General features: G+C 57.7%; 15 protein-coding genes. 6 read left to right on the top strand and 9 right to left on the bottom strand.

The genetic code is table 11. From position 1 onward, the window contains the following. The first annotated feature begins 10 nt into the window (after positions 1-10). The 4 genes from D8U61_RS03570 to D8U61_RS03555 all read left to right on the top strand — a co-directional run bounded on the left by D8U61_RS03570 (position 11) and on the right by D8U61_RS03555 (position 3563). Positions 11-376, top strand: coding sequence for a hypothetical protein (locus D8U61_RS03570; protein ID WP_130926419.1), 366 nt, complete (start codon positions 11-13; stop codon positions 374-376). Positions 377-476: 100 nt separating this feature from the next. Then, the gene (locus D8U61_RS03565; RefSeq protein WP_071173532.1) at positions 477-1211 is read left to right on the top strand and encodes a hypothetical protein; all 735 of its coding nucleotides are present in this window, start codon (positions 477-479) and stop codon (positions 1209-1211) included. A gap of 71 nt (positions 1212-1282) precedes the next feature. Continuing rightward, positions 1283-3202, top strand: coding sequence for an alkaline phosphatase D family protein (locus D8U61_RS03560; RefSeq protein WP_130926418.1), 1920 nt, complete (start codon positions 1283-1285; stop codon positions 3200-3202). A gap of 169 nt (positions 3203-3371) precedes the next feature. After that, positions 3372-3563, top strand: a complete 192-nt coding sequence (locus D8U61_RS03555) for a type II toxin-antitoxin system Phd/YefM family antitoxin (RefSeq protein ID WP_016770565.1) — start codon at positions 3372-3374, stop codon at positions 3561-3563. Here the strand turns inward: D8U61_RS03555 and D8U61_RS03550 are convergent, their stop codons facing one another. Beyond that, entirely contained in the window at positions 3564-4745 is a 1182-nt protein-coding gene (locus D8U61_RS03550; RefSeq protein WP_130926417.1) for an aspartate aminotransferase family protein, read from the bottom strand. A 102-nt stretch (positions 4746-4847) separates the two neighbouring features. Here D8U61_RS03550 and D8U61_RS03545 point away from each other — a divergent pair, with 102 nt between their 5' ends. Then, positions 4848-5774, top strand: coding sequence for a LysR family transcriptional regulator (locus tag D8U61_RS03545; RefSeq protein WP_016773308.1), 927 nt, complete (start codon positions 4848-4850; stop codon positions 5772-5774). 136 nt (positions 5775-5910) lie between these two features. Continuing rightward, on the top strand, positions 5911-6612 hold the full coding sequence (locus D8U61_RS03540; protein ID WP_016773307.1) for a hypothetical protein: 702 nt from the start codon (positions 5911-5913) through the stop codon (positions 6610-6612). 70 nt (positions 6613-6682) lie between these two features. Here D8U61_RS03540 and D8U61_RS03535 read toward each other — a convergent pair whose 3' ends face one another. The 8 genes from D8U61_RS03535 to cyoA all read right to left on the bottom strand — a co-directional run bounded on the left by D8U61_RS03535 (position 6683) and on the right by cyoA (position 12967). Then, complete coding sequence (locus D8U61_RS03535; RefSeq protein WP_130926416.1) at positions 6683-7174, bottom strand: RidA family protein; 492 nt, start codon at positions 7172-7174, stop codon at positions 6683-6685. Between the two features lie 186 nt (positions 7175-7360). Next, a complete protein-coding gene (locus D8U61_RS03530; RefSeq protein ID WP_041479944.1) occupies positions 7361-7675 on the bottom strand; it encodes a helix-turn-helix domain-containing protein in 315 nt (104 codons plus the stop codon). Further along, complete coding sequence (locus tag D8U61_RS03525; RefSeq protein ID WP_130888210.1) at positions 7672-8016, bottom strand: toxin; 345 nt, start codon at positions 8014-8016, stop codon at positions 7672-7674. Before D8U61_RS03525 ends, D8U61_RS03530 begins: the two co-directional genes overlap by 4 nt. Before the next feature lie 115 nt (positions 8017-8131). Beyond that, the gene (cyoE, locus tag D8U61_RS03520; protein WP_016773305.1) at positions 8132-9019 is read right to left on the bottom strand and encodes a heme o synthase; all 888 of its coding nucleotides are present in this window, start codon (positions 9017-9019) and stop codon (positions 8132-8134) included. Positions 9020-9029: 10 nt separating this feature from the next. Then, positions 9030-9365 carry a cytochrome o ubiquinol oxidase subunit IV gene (gene cyoD / locus D8U61_RS03515; protein ID WP_011335842.1) on the bottom strand — a complete coding sequence of 112 codons (336 nt, stop codon included), beginning with the start codon at positions 9363-9365 and terminating at the stop codon, positions 9030-9032. Beyond that, the gene (gene cyoC / locus D8U61_RS03510) at positions 9365-9988 is read right to left on the bottom strand and encodes a cytochrome o ubiquinol oxidase subunit III (protein WP_024014230.1); all 624 of its coding nucleotides are present in this window, start codon (positions 9986-9988) and stop codon (positions 9365-9367) included. Before cyoC ends, cyoD begins: the two co-directional genes overlap by 1 nt. Before the next feature lie 3 nt (positions 9989-9991). After that, positions 9992-12022 (bottom strand): cytochrome o ubiquinol oxidase subunit I, encoded by a 2031-nt coding sequence (gene cyoB / locus D8U61_RS03505; RefSeq protein WP_016773302.1) that lies wholly within the window; start codon positions 12020-12022, stop codon positions 9992-9994. A 3-nt stretch (positions 12023-12025) separates the two neighbouring features. Next, positions 12026-12967, bottom strand: coding sequence for a ubiquinol oxidase subunit II (gene cyoA / locus D8U61_RS03500; protein WP_024014231.1), 942 nt, complete (start codon positions 12965-12967; stop codon positions 12026-12028). Positions 12968-13671 lie beyond the last annotated feature (704 nt).

The following is a 13671-nucleotide window of genomic DNA, read 5'->3' as shown; positions in this document are numbered from 1 at the left end:
AAGAAATCCGATGGATGCTGTGTTGTGTTTGGTAGTCATGGCTGCAATGTGGTTCTGGGTGGTGCGACAGCGTGGGCGCTGGAATCTGTTGTTGGCAAACCTCGCCGGAGCGGGCAGCGCTGTGGTGGCGGGCATTGTCTTCACACTGCTTTATGACGGGCTGTTCGGCACCACCATGGCAGCGCCGGGACTGCATAACAGCCTGGTGGTGTTCATGACCAGCGCGGGCGTTCTGGCGGGTGTGTGGTTGTGGATCGCCAAACGTCGTCAGCCAGCGCATTCGGTTGCACGTCAACTGCTCGCGGGCGCCTGTGGCGTTGCCGCAGGCATGGTCACGTTGATTTTTCTGGCGGCGAATTATTTTCCGCAACCGTAGCCGGACGGCGCGTCTATTTTGCTATCTTGCCGCGCATCGTCGGGGCTTGCTGATCGTCTCGCGCCGCGCTTGGATTGTTGAAAGGTAAGGAAAGGATCAAATGGAGTTTTTGCGTTTTCTGGCGTTCGTCGCTGTCTGGGGTTTCATGTGGCGCTGGGTGGTGAAGAACCGCGGCAGCTGGAATATTTTCTACGGCAACATCGTTGGCGCGGCGGGTGGGTTCATTGTCGGGCTGGTGATGTTGTCGATCACCTTTTCGCTGTTTCCTTCGTCGTTCGATCACGAGGCGCAGGCGCAAAACACGCCAGTCGTCGAGTCGACCTCTGTACTGCCTGAAGCCGAGGCAGTCACGCCCGCCACCGAACTGAAAGATGCGCCGGTTTTTGCTGCCATCGAAGCGGATGACAAACCTTCCCCGCCGGACTCCGCACTGTTGCCGAATAACGTCAGCCGAGCGCCGAAATCAATGGCGGTACAGACGGTGCTGAATCAGAGCGACTACGAGGGTCGCATGGCCCTGGCCGCGCTGAACAAGAAGTTGCGCGGCGACGCACAGGCCGACAAGTCGATGATCGCGTATGTCATGTGCAGCCCGTTTGTCACCAGCACCCTGCGTTATCCCGCTTCGGCGCGTTTTGCCGACAGCAAAGCGCTGGTCAGCCATCGCTACAAGGATCAGGTCTACAGCTTCAGCAACAGCGTCACTGCGCGCAACATGAATGGCGACGATGTCACCTACCGTTTCGATTGCTCCGTGCAGGAATTGCCACGGGTTGATGCGACGGCTGGGGAATGGCGTTTGCTGGCGCTGAAACTGCAAAAAGCCGACTCTTAAGGCTGATTTAAGGGATCAAGGCGCCGGCTGCGCTATCATCGCCGGCCTGTGCGCCTTGAACTTTATCCTCAATGTTTCCAACACCCGATAACCTCACCTCGCTGCCTCCTGTACTGGCCGGCCCGCTGCTGCGGCGGCTGGAGCCGACGCGCGTCGTGCTGTGGCTAGTCGGCTCGCGTGAACTGTCGCTGACCTTGCGCCTGCAAGGTGTAGGAGATATTCCGCTCGACTCAGAGAAATGCACGGTCATTGCCGTAGGCCGTCATGCGTTCGTGTATCTGATAGACGTTCAACTTGAAAGCGCCCTGCCCTGCGACACTTTCATCGATTACGACCTGCTGATCGATGACGCCATTGGTATGGCTGAGTGGGCGCCTCATCTGCTTTACCCAGATACCAACTGCGCAAACCTCGTCGTGCGTTCGCGGATCGACCAATTGCTCCACGGCTCCTGCCGCAAACCGCATCATCCGGCAACCGATGGTTTGCTCTGCGTCGATCAATTGCTGGCCGACGAAACCGATGCGCAACGGCGCCCGGCGTTGCTGATGATGAGCGGTGATCAGGTCTATGCAGACGACGTTGCCGGGCCGATGCTGCGGGCGATTCATGCCTTGATCGAGCGTCTGGGTCTGTTCGATGAGCACCTTGACGGTGCCGTGGTCAGCGACAGCGCCAAGCTCTATGAGCACCCGGCCAGCTACTACCACCGTGCGGATTTGTTACCGGCGCTGGAGAGCAACGAGACCTTGCGCGAGCGATTTTTCGGTGGCGCGCGTAAGCCGATTTTCACCAGCGGCAGCGCCGACAATCACCTGGTGACATTCGCCGAAGTCATGGCCATGTACATGCTGGTGTGGTCGCCGACGCCGTGGTCGCTGATCAATCCGAGCGCGCCGACGCTGACGCCGGAACGCCGCAAGCGCTACAACCTTGAGCAGACGCGCATCGATGCCTTCAAGGCGGGCCTGGGCAACGTCGCGCGGGCGCTGGCGCATCTGCCGAGCCTGATGATTTTCGATGACCACGACATCACTGATGACTGGAATCTTTCTGCGCAGTGGGAGGAAACGGCCTACGGCCATCCGTTCTCCAAACGCATCATCGGCAACGCGCTGATTGCTTATCTGTTGTGTCAGGGCTGGGGCAACAATCCGGATGCCTTCAAGGACGTGCTGGAGCAAACCGCACGACTGAGCGCCAGCGGTGATGACGGCTATCTGGACATGCCGGTGCAGGATGATCTGATTGATCAGCTGCTGCGTTTTCAGCAGTGGCATTTCGTATTGCCGAGCACTCCGGCACTGGTGGTGATCGACACGCGCACCCGGCGCTGGCGCAGCGAGATGGCGCTCAAGCAACCGTCGGGCCTGCTCGACTGGGAAGCCTTGAGCGAACTGCAACAGGAACTGCTCGATCACCCTTCGGCAATCATCGTGTCGCCGGCGCCGATCTTCGGCGTGAAGCTGATTGAAACCGTGCAGAAAGTGTTCAGCTGGTGCGGTTATCCGCTGCTGGTCGACGCGGAAAACTGGATGGCCCATCGCGGCGCGGCGCAGGTGATCCTGAACATTTTCCGACACTCGCGCACACCGGGGAACTACGTGGTGCTGTCCGGCGATGTGCATTATTCCTTCGTCTACGAAGTCCTGATCCGCCACCGCAAGGCCGGCCCCCGGATCTGGCAGATCACCAGCAGCGGCATCAAGAACGAGTTCCCGCCGACCCTGCTGGAATGGTTCGACCGCCTCAACCGCTGGCTCTACTCACCGCGCTCGCCATTGAACTGGTTCACCAAACGCCGCTTGATGCGCATCGTCCCGTATACGCCGGAACATGCCGAGGCCGGGGAACGGCTGTGGAATTCGGCGGGGATCGGACAGGTGTTTTTCAATGAACAGGGGCAGCCGAGCGAGATTGTTCAGCACAACTCGAATGGGGCGGAGAAGACGAGGATGCTGGCGCCGGAGTTGGGGGATGGGCTGGATTGAGGCCAGACTCTGAGCATTGGTGGAGTACCTGCAATGGGCACTCCACCTGCTGACAATTACCGCTGATAAGGATTACAAGCCTCTCGGAAACGTCTCCGAAGTGCTTGAGTGATACTGGGCGCAATAACAGTCGACCTCACTGTGTACCGACCACTCGCAGGGCTACATCATGCAAACCATCACCTTCAGCAAAACCACAGCTCACCTGGCCTTGTCGATGGACCAAGCAACCAATGATCGCGAACCGTTGCTGATTACCAGGCGCGGTGCCGAACCGGTTGTGATGATAGGTCTGACTGACTATGAGTCACTTTTGCGGACAGTCAATTCGCTGTCCTTACCAGACACTCCGCAGCAGTGATTATGCAGATAGGGCTGACGACAACGCCCGCCCGACCCCTCTGACAATCATCCCCACCTCGCGCTCATCAATCGTCAGCGGCGGCAGCAACCTGATGGTCTTGCCACGAGTCACGTTGATCAACAAGCCGTGATCCCGCGCGGCGATCAGCGTCAGGTCGCGCACCGGTTGTTTCAGTTCGATACCGATCATCAGGCCTTGCCCCCGGATTGCCAGCACGTTCGGGTTGTCTGCCAATTCGGCGCGCAAGCGTTCCAGCAGCCGTGCGCCCTGCACCCGCGCATTCTCCAGCAAACCTTGTTCTTCGATGATGTCCAGCACCGTGCAGCCGACCCGGCAGGCCAGCGGATTGCCGCCGAAAGTGCTGCCGTGGCTGCCCGGGGTGAACAGGTCGGCCGCGCGGCCACGGGCCAGGCAGGCGCCGATCGGCACGCCATTGCCCAAGCCCTTGGCCAAAGTCATGACGTCGGGCACGATGCCTTCGTGTTGACAGGCGAACCACTGCCCGGTGCGGCCGATGCCGGTCTGGATTTCATCGAGCATCAGCAGCCACGCGTGGCGATTGCACAGGTCGCGCAGGGCCTTGAGATAACCCGGCGGTGCGACTTGTACGCCGCTTTCGCCCTGGATCGGTTCGACCAGAATCGCCACGATGCGCGCGCCGTGTTTGCGCTGTATTTGCTCCAGCGCCGGGAGATCGCCGAACGGCACTTTGACGAAGTCCCCTGGCAGTTCGTTGAATCCCAGGCGCACTGCCGGGCCATCGCTGGCAGACAGCGTGCCGAGGGTGCGGCCATGGAAAGCGTTCGCCATGACCACCACCAGCGGCTGCTCGATGCCTTTGCGCCAGCCGTACAGGCGCGCCAGTTTCAGTGCCGTCTCGTTCGCTTCGGCGCCGGAGTTGTTGAAGAACGCGCGCTCCATCCCCGACAACACAGTCAGCCGCTTGGCCAGTTGTTGTTGCCAGTCGATGCTGTACAGGTTGGAGGTGTGCAGCAGCAGCCCCGCTTGCTCGCTGATCGCCGCGACGATGCGCGGATGCGAGTGCCCGACATTGGTCACTGCCACACCGGCAACAGCGTCCAGATATTCGCGCCCCGCCTGATCCCACAGACGCGTGCCCAGGCCCTTGGTGAAACTCAGGGCCAGTGGTTGGTAGGTGTTCATCAGGGCGGCGGTCATGACGTGAAACTCCATTGCGGGTCGGTGTTTTTGCAGTATGGTTAGCCACCTGAGCTGGATAAACTCGGAAAAACTTCAATCATTTAAAAGCCGGGCTTGATAATGGATTTGTTTCAGTCGATGGGCGTCTACGTCAAAGTGGTCGAAACCGGGAGCATGACGGCCGCCGCTGCGAAGTGTGAAATGTCGACGACGATGGTGGGCAATCATCTGCGCGCGCTGGAGCAACGGCTCGGCGTGCAACTGCTGCAACGCACTACGCGCCGCCAGCGCCTGACCGAATTCGGCAGCGTCTATTATCAGCGCTGCCTGGAAGTGCTCGGCCTGGTGGCCGACTCCGAACGCCTTGCCGAACAAGCGTCGGACGAGCCGCGCGGCTTGCTGCGTATCACCGCGCCGCTGACATTCGGCGTTGAACGACTGACCCCGGCTCTCAGCGAATACTCCTTGCTCTATCCGCAAGTGAAGCTCGACGTGGTGCTGACCAACAGCCGTCCGGATCTGCTGGAGAACGGCCTCGATGTCGCATTCCGCCTGGGCAATTTCGACCAATCCAACCTGATCGCCCGGCCCTTGATCGACTACACCCTGACGGTCTGCGCCTCCCCTGATTACATCGCGCGGCGCGGCATGCCGCACACGCCACAGGATTTGCAGCAACACGATTGCCTGTCCTTCGCCTACCCTGCTGGGGATGACTGGCAATCGGTGGAAAAACGCTGGCGTCTGAGCGGCCCGGAAGGTGAAGTCCTCGTCGACGTCAGCGGGCCGATGCTGATCAACAGCTCCGCCGGTTTGCACCAGGCGGCGCGCAACGGCATGGGCATCATGATGCTGCCCGACGCGCTGGTGGAGCAGGATCTGCGCGACGGCAAACTGGTCAGGGTAATGACGGACTACCAACCGCCAAGCAGGCCGATGCATCTGCTGTATGCGCAGGATCGCTATCGACTGCCGAAGCTGAGACGCTTTGTCGAGTTTGCGATGCGTACTTGGGGGAAACCCGCTGACGCCATGCTCGGAAAATAACGCACGCCGGGAAAAATCCCGACCACCAGACCGTTGCTCCGTGACAACGCCGCCCCGCTCCCCTAAATTAGTCGGCCTGAAAAAGACCCCTCGTGCTTTCTCGCCTCAACTCAAGTTAAAAAGTAGTGAAATTTCAATGTCCGATTTCAACACCGCTGAATCCGTAGTCACCCAGTCGTCCAAAGCGGAATACGAAAACTCCATCAATCTTTCACAACACCTGCCACAAGCCAAAATCATCAGCGAGATGGTCCTGGACGCGTTCCAGTCGACCCGCGAAAGCGACCAGATCCGCGAATTGCGTGCGGCGATCCGTCAGGCGCATGACAGCTTTGATGACGACAAGGCGTACGAGCTGATGGGCGAACTCAAGCGCCTGAAAGACGCCGAGGCAGCCGATATTGCCGCGCTGGAAGACCTGAGCAGCAAGTTCTCGATCGGGCGCATTCTGTCCAGCTTCAAGGACGATCCGGCATTCCAAGAAATCGTTTATGGTCTGGCGCTGAAAGTGCTGAATCAGACCCATCAGGCGATCAGCAATCCGAGCGGCGGCAAGAGCAAAGCTGCGAAGAAGAAAGAAGTGGAAATCTTCACCATCAGCAAGGACGGCGCCAGCGTGACTCTGCCAATGCGCACGCCGCGTTCGCGCCTGAATGTTGATCGTGAGGCACTGGAATTCCTCGGTTTCACCTTCGTCGGTGAAGGCGATGAAGCCGAGCTGGAGAGCGAAACCTTCGTCGATAACGCCGGCACGGAACAGGCGGTGAACCGCAAGAACATCATCACCGCGCTGCAGCAGCAGACGGCGTTTGACGGGTATAGCATCGCGGCGCAGTAATCTGCAAAGCGCTTGCGAAAAAGCCCCGCGCTGATTGATCAGGCGGGGCTTTTTGTTTGAGGCGGGAACCTCAAGCCGAAGGATGCAAAGCCGCAATCATGTCCACTTCAATCGCCGCATTCTTCGGCAACTGATACACGCCGATGGTCGTGCGCGTATGCCGTCCGGCATCGCCCAGCACATGGCTGAACACATCCGAAGCGCCGTTGGCCACTTCGCTCAGGTCGACAAAATCAGCGGTCGACTTCACATACACCGTGACCCGCAACAACGCGCGAATCTTGTCCAGCGAACCGACCGCATCGACGATCAGCGCCAGGCAACGCATGGCGCTGATGCTCGCCGCGGCTTGCGCATCCTTGAGGTTCAATTCCAGCCCCACGCGACCGGGATACAGGATCTTGCCATTGACCCGCGGCACCATGCCGCTGATGTAGAGCTCGTCGTGATGACGGATCAGCGGCGCGTAATTGCCACCAGCGGTGTTCTCGCCATAGATGTCGTAGTTGAGTTCTTCGGCCAGGGCGATAAAGCGCTCATCGCAGGTCATCCGTTCGGCCATTGCGCCCAGCCTTCTGATCAATGCACGGGTTAGGACAGTCGACCACAGGGGGATGGCGTGGAGCTACTACTGTCGGGGTTGGATCCAAATCTAGGGTGTTTGCGTAAGTTGTGCAACCAGCGTAGATGGAACAAAAAGCCCCAAACCTTCGGATGCCCCGGACCACAAGCTGATCTTCAGCGGCGCTCAAACAGTGTTCAAGCGCTCAACCATATCTGGAAATTTTTCAACCAGTCGTATCAATAAGGCTGCTTGAGCATTGGGCTTCGACTTTTCCTGCTCCCAATTTCGAAGGGTGTTTGGACTTGTCCTGATTCGACTGGCAAAAACAGCTTGAGACATATGCAGTTTTTCTCGAAGAGCCACAATTTCCTGTGCGCCCACTTCAGGTACAGGCTTGTCCTCAAGCACTGTATTGCGCAGTGTGATCTTGCCCTCGCGTTGAGCCGCCATCTCATCAACGCCCTGCATTAACTCTGCAAACAGGTCGCGTTTTTTCATGGGGTACCTCGTTTTTTCAACTCTTTATCAATGGCTGTCCTGAGTGCCCTCTCCTGCTCGGCAGTCAGCTTCTCAACCTCATCTTTGTCGTAAATGGCGAACATCCAGAACTGACCATCATTCATAAGCCAATAGTAGAGAACCCGCAAGCCGCCCCGTCTTCCCTTGCCACGGCGAGAATCAGCCCAGCGCAGCTTACGGAAGCCACCCGTTCGAGGCATTACATCGCCCGCAAGCGGATTGCTCTGAAGGTAGTTCTGCATTGTTCGATATTCGTCGTCCGTCAGATAGCGGCCAACGCTTGTGGTAAATATCGTGGTTTCAAAAAAGATTGTTCGCATAGTCAAACTATAAGCAGCTTGACTATAGATAGCCTATCAACAAATTGCTGCTCGAATAAACAAAAAACCCCGCACATCTCTCAACGTGCGGGGTTTTTTCTGAAGCTTGCAAACCTTACGGCGCGTATGTCAGCAACAGCTCTGTCGGCACCTTGAAGTCCAGGGACATCATGACGCTCAACGCAGTGATGGTGAAGATCGAGAACACGAACAGCTTGCGTGCCCAGACGGTGTCATCGACTGCCTTGTAGCCGGTCCAGGCCATGTACAGCCAGTACATGCCCATGGCGGCGGCGACGGCGAGGTAGCTCATGCCGGCGTAGCCGCTGAAGGTCAGCATCAAGGTCGCCACGAGGAACGCCAGGATGTAGAGCAGGATGTGCTTCTTCGCCACTTGAATGCCGCGTTTCACTGGCAGCACCGGAATCGATGCGGCCAAGTAATCATTGAAACGGAAAATCGCGATGGCGTAGGAATGCGGCATCTGCCACAGGCTGAACATCACCAGCAGGGTCAGTGCGGCCATGTCGAAGCTGTTGGTCACGGCAACGTAACCGATCACTGGCGGCATGGCGCCCGACAGACTGCCCACCAGCGTGCCGTGAACCGACTTGCGCTTGAGGTACAGGCTGTAGAAGCCGACGTAGATGATGAAGCCGATTACTGCGAACAAGGCAGCCAACGGGTTGGCCACCTTGTACAACAAGGCAACGCCGAGAACACCCAGAATGGTCGCGTAAACCAGGGCCAGTTTCAGGGAGATGAGGCCCTGGACCAGCACACGGTTCTTGGTGCGTTCCATCTTCAGGTCGATGTCGCGGTCGATGCAGTTGTTGAACACGCAACCGGAGGCCACGACCAGGGAAGTACCGATCATGGCGGCCAGAAACACCGCCAGATCGACATGCCCTTTCGAGGCCAGGAAGAACCCGCCTGCCACAGAAAGCACGTTACCGAAAATGATCCCCGGTTTGGTGATTTGGATAAAGTGCTTGAGCGACATCGGGTCTACCTCACTTCGCCATCATGTACGTGTGGATGCTGAACATGATCCACAGCGACAGGCCAACCAGCAGCACGATCACGATCGCCGTAAAGACGAATGCGATCACGTTGTTACGCTGTGCAATGGAACGGTCCAGGTGCAGGAAGTAATACAGGTGAACGATCACCTGGATCACTGCGAACAGCAGAACGATTGCCAGCGTCGTCGACTTCGGCAGGGTCGGGTACATCACCAGACCGAACGGAATGACGGTCAGGATTACCGAAAGGATGAAGCCGATGGCGTACGACTTGACGCTGCCGTGGCCAGCATCGTGGCTGTCATGGGAGTGTGCGTTAGCCATTACAAAGTCCCCATCAGGTAAACAACGGTGAAGACGCAGATCCAGACCACGTCCAGGAAGTGCCAGAACAGGCTCAGGCAGCTCAGACGGGTCTTGTTGGTCGACGTCAGGCCATGCTTGTTGACCTGATACATCATGATGCCCATCCAGATCAGACCGGCCGAAACGTGCAGACCGTGGGTACCGACCAGGGTGAAGAACGCCGACAGGAAGCCCGAACGGCTAGGACCGAAGCCCTCGGAGATCAGCAGGTGGAACTCGTTGATCTCCATGGCGATGAAGCCCGCGCCGAGCAGGAAGGTCATGAACAACCAGCCCAGGACTGCCTGCTTCTTGCCCTTGTACAACGCCAGCATGGCGAAGCCGTAGGTGATCGAACTGAACAACAGCAGAGCGGTTTCGCCCAGCACGTAAGGCAGTTCGAAGATCTCGTGGCCCGACGGGCCACCGGCAACGTTGTTTACCAGTACTGCGTACACCGCGAAGATCGACGCAAACAGAATGCAGTCGGTCATCAGGTAGAGCCAGAAACCGTATACGGTCATCTCGCCCGAGTCGTGGTGATGGTCATCGTGCCCATGGTCACCATGGGCGTGTCCAACATTGGTCACTAAGTTCGACATGGTTTAAGCCTGTTCCAACGAGGTTTCAACACGGGTGGCATTGGCCGGGATTTTCCCTGCCGCGACCAGACGCTTGTGCTGCTCGGCTTCGATACGCTCGATCGTTTCAACCGGAACCATATAGCCCTGGTCGTCACGTGCAGCGTGGATCACGAAGTAAACGACGGTGCCCACCAGGCTCGCGATCGCCAGCCACCAGATGTGCCAGATCATCGCGAAACCGAAGACGGTCAACAGCGCGCCCATCACCACACCAGTAGCGGTGTTGTTCGGCATGTGGATCGGCTCGTACTTGGCCGGACGCTGGTACGCAGTACCGTTTTCCTTGGCTTCGGTGAACGGGTCGATGCAGTCAGCCTTAGGCAGCACAGCGAAGTTGTAGAACGGTGGTGGCGACGAGGTCGACCATTCCAGGGTGTGTGCATTCCACGGGTCACCGTGATCGCAAACGTTCTCTGGCTTGTTGCGGTCACGCACACTGACGTACAGCTGGATCAGTTGGCAGGCGATACCGACAGCGATCATCACCGCACCGAACATGGCAACGTACAGGTACGGTACCCACTCAGGGTTGGTGGTGGCGTTCAGACGACGGGTCATGCCCATGAAGCCCAGTGCATAGAGCGGCATGAACGCGACGAAGAAGCCCGAGATCCAGAACCAGAACGCTGCTTTACCCCAGCCTTCGTGCAGCTTGAAGCCGAACGCTTTCGGGAAGTAGAACGCGAAGCCAGCGATGTAACCGAATACCGCACCGCCGATGATCACGTTGTGGAAGTGCGCGATCACGAACAGGCTGTTGTGCAGCACGAAGTCAGCACCCGGGATGGCCAGCAGTACGCCGGTCATGCCGCCGATGGCGAAGGTCACCATGAAGCCCAGAGTCCACATGACCTGGCTGGTGAAGCGCAGACGGCCCTGGTAGATGGTGAACAGCCAGTTGAACAGCTTCACACCCGTCGGGATGGAAATCAGCATCGTCGCCAGACCGAAGAAGGCGTTGACGCTTGCACCCGAACCCATGGTGAAGAAGTGGTGCAGCCAGACCATGAAGCCCAGTACCGAGATCGCGCCCGAGGCGTAGATCATCGAGTGGTGGCCGAACAGTTTCTTGCCGGTGAAGGCCGAGATCACTTCCGAGAAGATGCCGAAGGCCGGCAGGATCAGGATGTAAACCTCAGGGTGGCCCCACGCCCAGAACAGGTTGACGTACATCATCGGATTGCCACCAAGTTCATTGGTGAAAATGTGGAAATCCATGTAACGGTCAAGGGTCAGCAGTGCCAGGGTAGCGGTCAGGATCGGGAACGAAGCCACGATCAGAACGTTTGCCCAGGTGCAGGTCCAGGTGAAGATCGGCATGTCCATCAGTTTCATGCCAGGGGTACGCATTTTCAGTACGGTCGCGAGGAAGTTGACCCCGGTTAACGTCGTACCCAATCCGGATAGCTGTAGCGCCCAGATGTAGTAATCCATACCCACGCCAGGACTGTATTGCAGACCCGACAGCGGCGGATACGCAACCCAACCGGTCTTGGCGAATTCACCGATACCCAGCGACAGGTTGATCAGCACAACGCCGGACACCAGCAGCCAGAAGCTCAGGGAGTTCAAGAACGGGAACGCAACGTCACGCGCGCCGATCTGCAGCGGCACTGCAAGGTTCATCAGGCCGGTGAAGAATGGCATCGCCATGAAGATGATCATGATCACACCGTGAGCGGTGAAGATCTGGTCATAGTGTTCAGGTGGCAGGTAGCCAGGCGAACCCTCGGTGGCCATGGCCAGCTGGGTACGCATCATGATCGCATCGGCAAAGCCGCGCAGCAGCATGACCATGGCGACGATGATGTACATCACGCCGATTTTCTTGTGGTCGACCGAAGTCAGCCACTCGGTCCACAGGTACGTCCACTTCTTGAAGTAAGTGATCGCAGCGAACAGCGCCAGACCACCGAGGGCGATCATGGCGATGGTCACCATCACGATCGGCTCGTGGAATGGGACTGCTTCCCAACTTAATTTACCAAACATCGTTTACTCCTCTGCCCCGGCAGCTGAATGCGAACCCGCGTCAATATCCGTGGCCGCCACTTCTTTCTCTTTCTTCTCGTGCTTCAGCGGCTTGCCCGGCTTCATACCTTCGTACTTGTCGACGATGATCTGGAACTGGTTCGGCGTGACCGACGAGTAGAGTTCGACTGGGTTGTTCTGGCTCGGTTTGGCCAGGGCCGCGTATTCAGCCTGATCAAGCTGTTTAGGCGACTTCTTGACTTCACTTACCCAGGCGTCGAAATCTTCCTGAGTAGTGGAGATAGCCTTGAATTTCATACCGGTGAAACCGGCACCGCTGTAGTTGGCGGAGATACCGTCCATTTCAGCGTTGCGGTCAGCGATCAGGTGCAGCTTGGTCTGCATGCCCGCCATCGCGTAGATCTGGCCGCCCAGGCCCGGGATGAAGAACGAGTTCATCACGGCATCGGAGGTGATCTTGAAGTTGATTGGCGTGTGCGCCGGGAACACGATCTTGTTGACCGTGGCAATGCCTTGTTCCGGGTAGATGAACAGCCACTTCCAGTCCAGCGCGACGACTTCGATGGTCACCGGCTTGACGTCAGACTCGATCGGACGATACGGGTCCAGCTCGTGAGTCGAGATGTAAGTGATGTAGCCCAGGGCGATGATGATCAGCACCGGGATGGTCCATACGGCCACTTCGATCTTGGTCGAGTGCGACCACTTCGGCGTGTAGACGGCGTTCTTGTTCGAAGCGCGGTACTTCCAGGCAAACAGGAAGGTCATGACGATGACCGGCACGACGACCAACAGCATCAGCAGCGTGGCGGTGATGATCAGGTTGCGCTGTTCCAGGCCGACCTGGCCCGTTGGATTGAGCAAGGTCATGTTGCAGCCTCCCAGCAACAACGTGCCGAGCAGCGGCACTAGGCCTAGTAATCTGGGGTACCTGTTTTTACTCATCTCACGACCTCTAAAGCAGCTTGCGCAATGCAGTTGGGTTTTGATCGCCAACACTTCACCCTGCCAAGGGTTGGCATTTTCTTTGGATTGAATAAGGGCCGCCCGTCGCGCGTCTGACGCTCGACAAAACCTTGGGACAGCGTTCAGTTCTTATTCGAATTCGTGGTCAAAGGCCTTGTTACAGACCAATTCCATTTGGTGCGGAAAATTGGAAAGGCACCGACACCAGGGTGTCTCGAAAACCTCGCGGCTCGCTCGACACCCGACCTCCTGATCAGTTCCTTGATAAAGGCTGAACAGCGTCGGGAATTCAGTGCGGGCGATTGTAGATAGGTAGCGCCCTATACACCATGTCTTATCCCGAAATAATTTTTATCACTCAGAGCAACAATCCATCGCCATTTTTGCAAAAGTTGCGCAAGTTATCGAAAGCGTTTCTCAATAAAAGCGGCAAAATCTGCCAGCGTAACCGCCTCAAATCAGACAGCTCTGCACCCGATCTACAAACGCTGGAGCGGCGCAAAGCCTGATGTTCCAAGGGCTTCGCCCATCTGCCGGCGCCTGTTAAAACTGCCTGCTCTGGTACGTCCGTGCTCAAGCCCGAAAACACTAAAACTGGCCAATGTTTTTATGTAACAGGCGGCCAATCCGCCGCATCCCGAGTCCCTGCGACAGCCCCTGTGTGACAACATGTCGCACATTTG

Origin of the sequence: Pseudomonas sp. Sample_14 (assembly GCF_004307515.1) — a bacterium.
Classification (GTDB): Bacteria; Pseudomonadota; Gammaproteobacteria; order Pseudomonadales; family Pseudomonadaceae; genus Aquipseudomonas; species Aquipseudomonas atacamensis.
This window is presented reverse-complemented; position numbering and strand designations above follow the sequence as displayed.

Coding starts and splice junctions, on each gene's coding strand:
- D8U61_RS03570 (WP_130926419.1), top strand. CDS start 11: ATGGATGCTGTGTTGTGTTTGGTAGTCATGGCTGCAATGTGGTTCTGG.
- D8U61_RS03565 (WP_071173532.1), top strand. CDS start 477: ATGGAGTTTTTGCGTTTTCTGGCGTTCGTCGCTGTCTGGGGTTTCATG.
- D8U61_RS03560 (WP_130926418.1), top strand. CDS start 1,283: ATGTTTCCAACACCCGATAACCTCACCTCGCTGCCTCCTGTACTGGCC.
- D8U61_RS03555 (WP_016770565.1), top strand. CDS start 3,372: ATGCAAACCATCACCTTCAGCAAAACCACAGCTCACCTGGCCTTGTCG.
- D8U61_RS03550 (WP_130926417.1), bottom strand. CDS start 4,745: ATGACCGCCGCCCTGATGAACACCTACCAACCACTGGCCCTGAGTTTC.
- D8U61_RS03545 (WP_016773308.1), top strand. CDS start 4,848: ATGGATTTGTTTCAGTCGATGGGCGTCTACGTCAAAGTGGTCGAAACC.
- D8U61_RS03540 (WP_016773307.1), top strand. CDS start 5,911: ATGTCCGATTTCAACACCGCTGAATCCGTAGTCACCCAGTCGTCCAAA.
- D8U61_RS03535 (WP_130926416.1), bottom strand. CDS start 7,174: ATGGCCGAACGGATGACCTGCGATGAGCGCTTTATCGCCCTGGCCGAA.
- D8U61_RS03530 (WP_041479944.1), bottom strand. CDS start 7,675: ATGAAAAAACGCGACCTGTTTGCAGAGTTAATGCAGGGCGTTGATGAG.
- D8U61_RS03525 (WP_130888210.1), bottom strand. CDS start 8,016: ATGCGAACAATCTTTTTTGAAACCACGATATTTACCACAAGCGTTGGC.
- cyoE (WP_016773305.1), bottom strand. CDS start 9,019: ATGTCGCTCAAGCACTTTATCCAAATCACCAAACCGGGGATCATTTTC.
- cyoD (WP_011335842.1), bottom strand. CDS start 9,365: ATGGCTAACGCACACTCCCATGACAGCCACGATGCTGGCCACGGCAGC.
- cyoC (WP_024014230.1), bottom strand. CDS start 9,988: ATGTCGAACTTAGTGACCAATGTTGGACACGCCCATGGTGACCATGGG.
- cyoB (WP_016773302.1), bottom strand. CDS start 12,022: ATGTTTGGTAAATTAAGTTGGGAAGCAGTCCCATTCCACGAGCCGATC.
- cyoA (WP_024014231.1), bottom strand. CDS start 12,967: ATGAGTAAAAACAGGTACCCCAGATTACTAGGCCTAGTGCCGCTGCTC.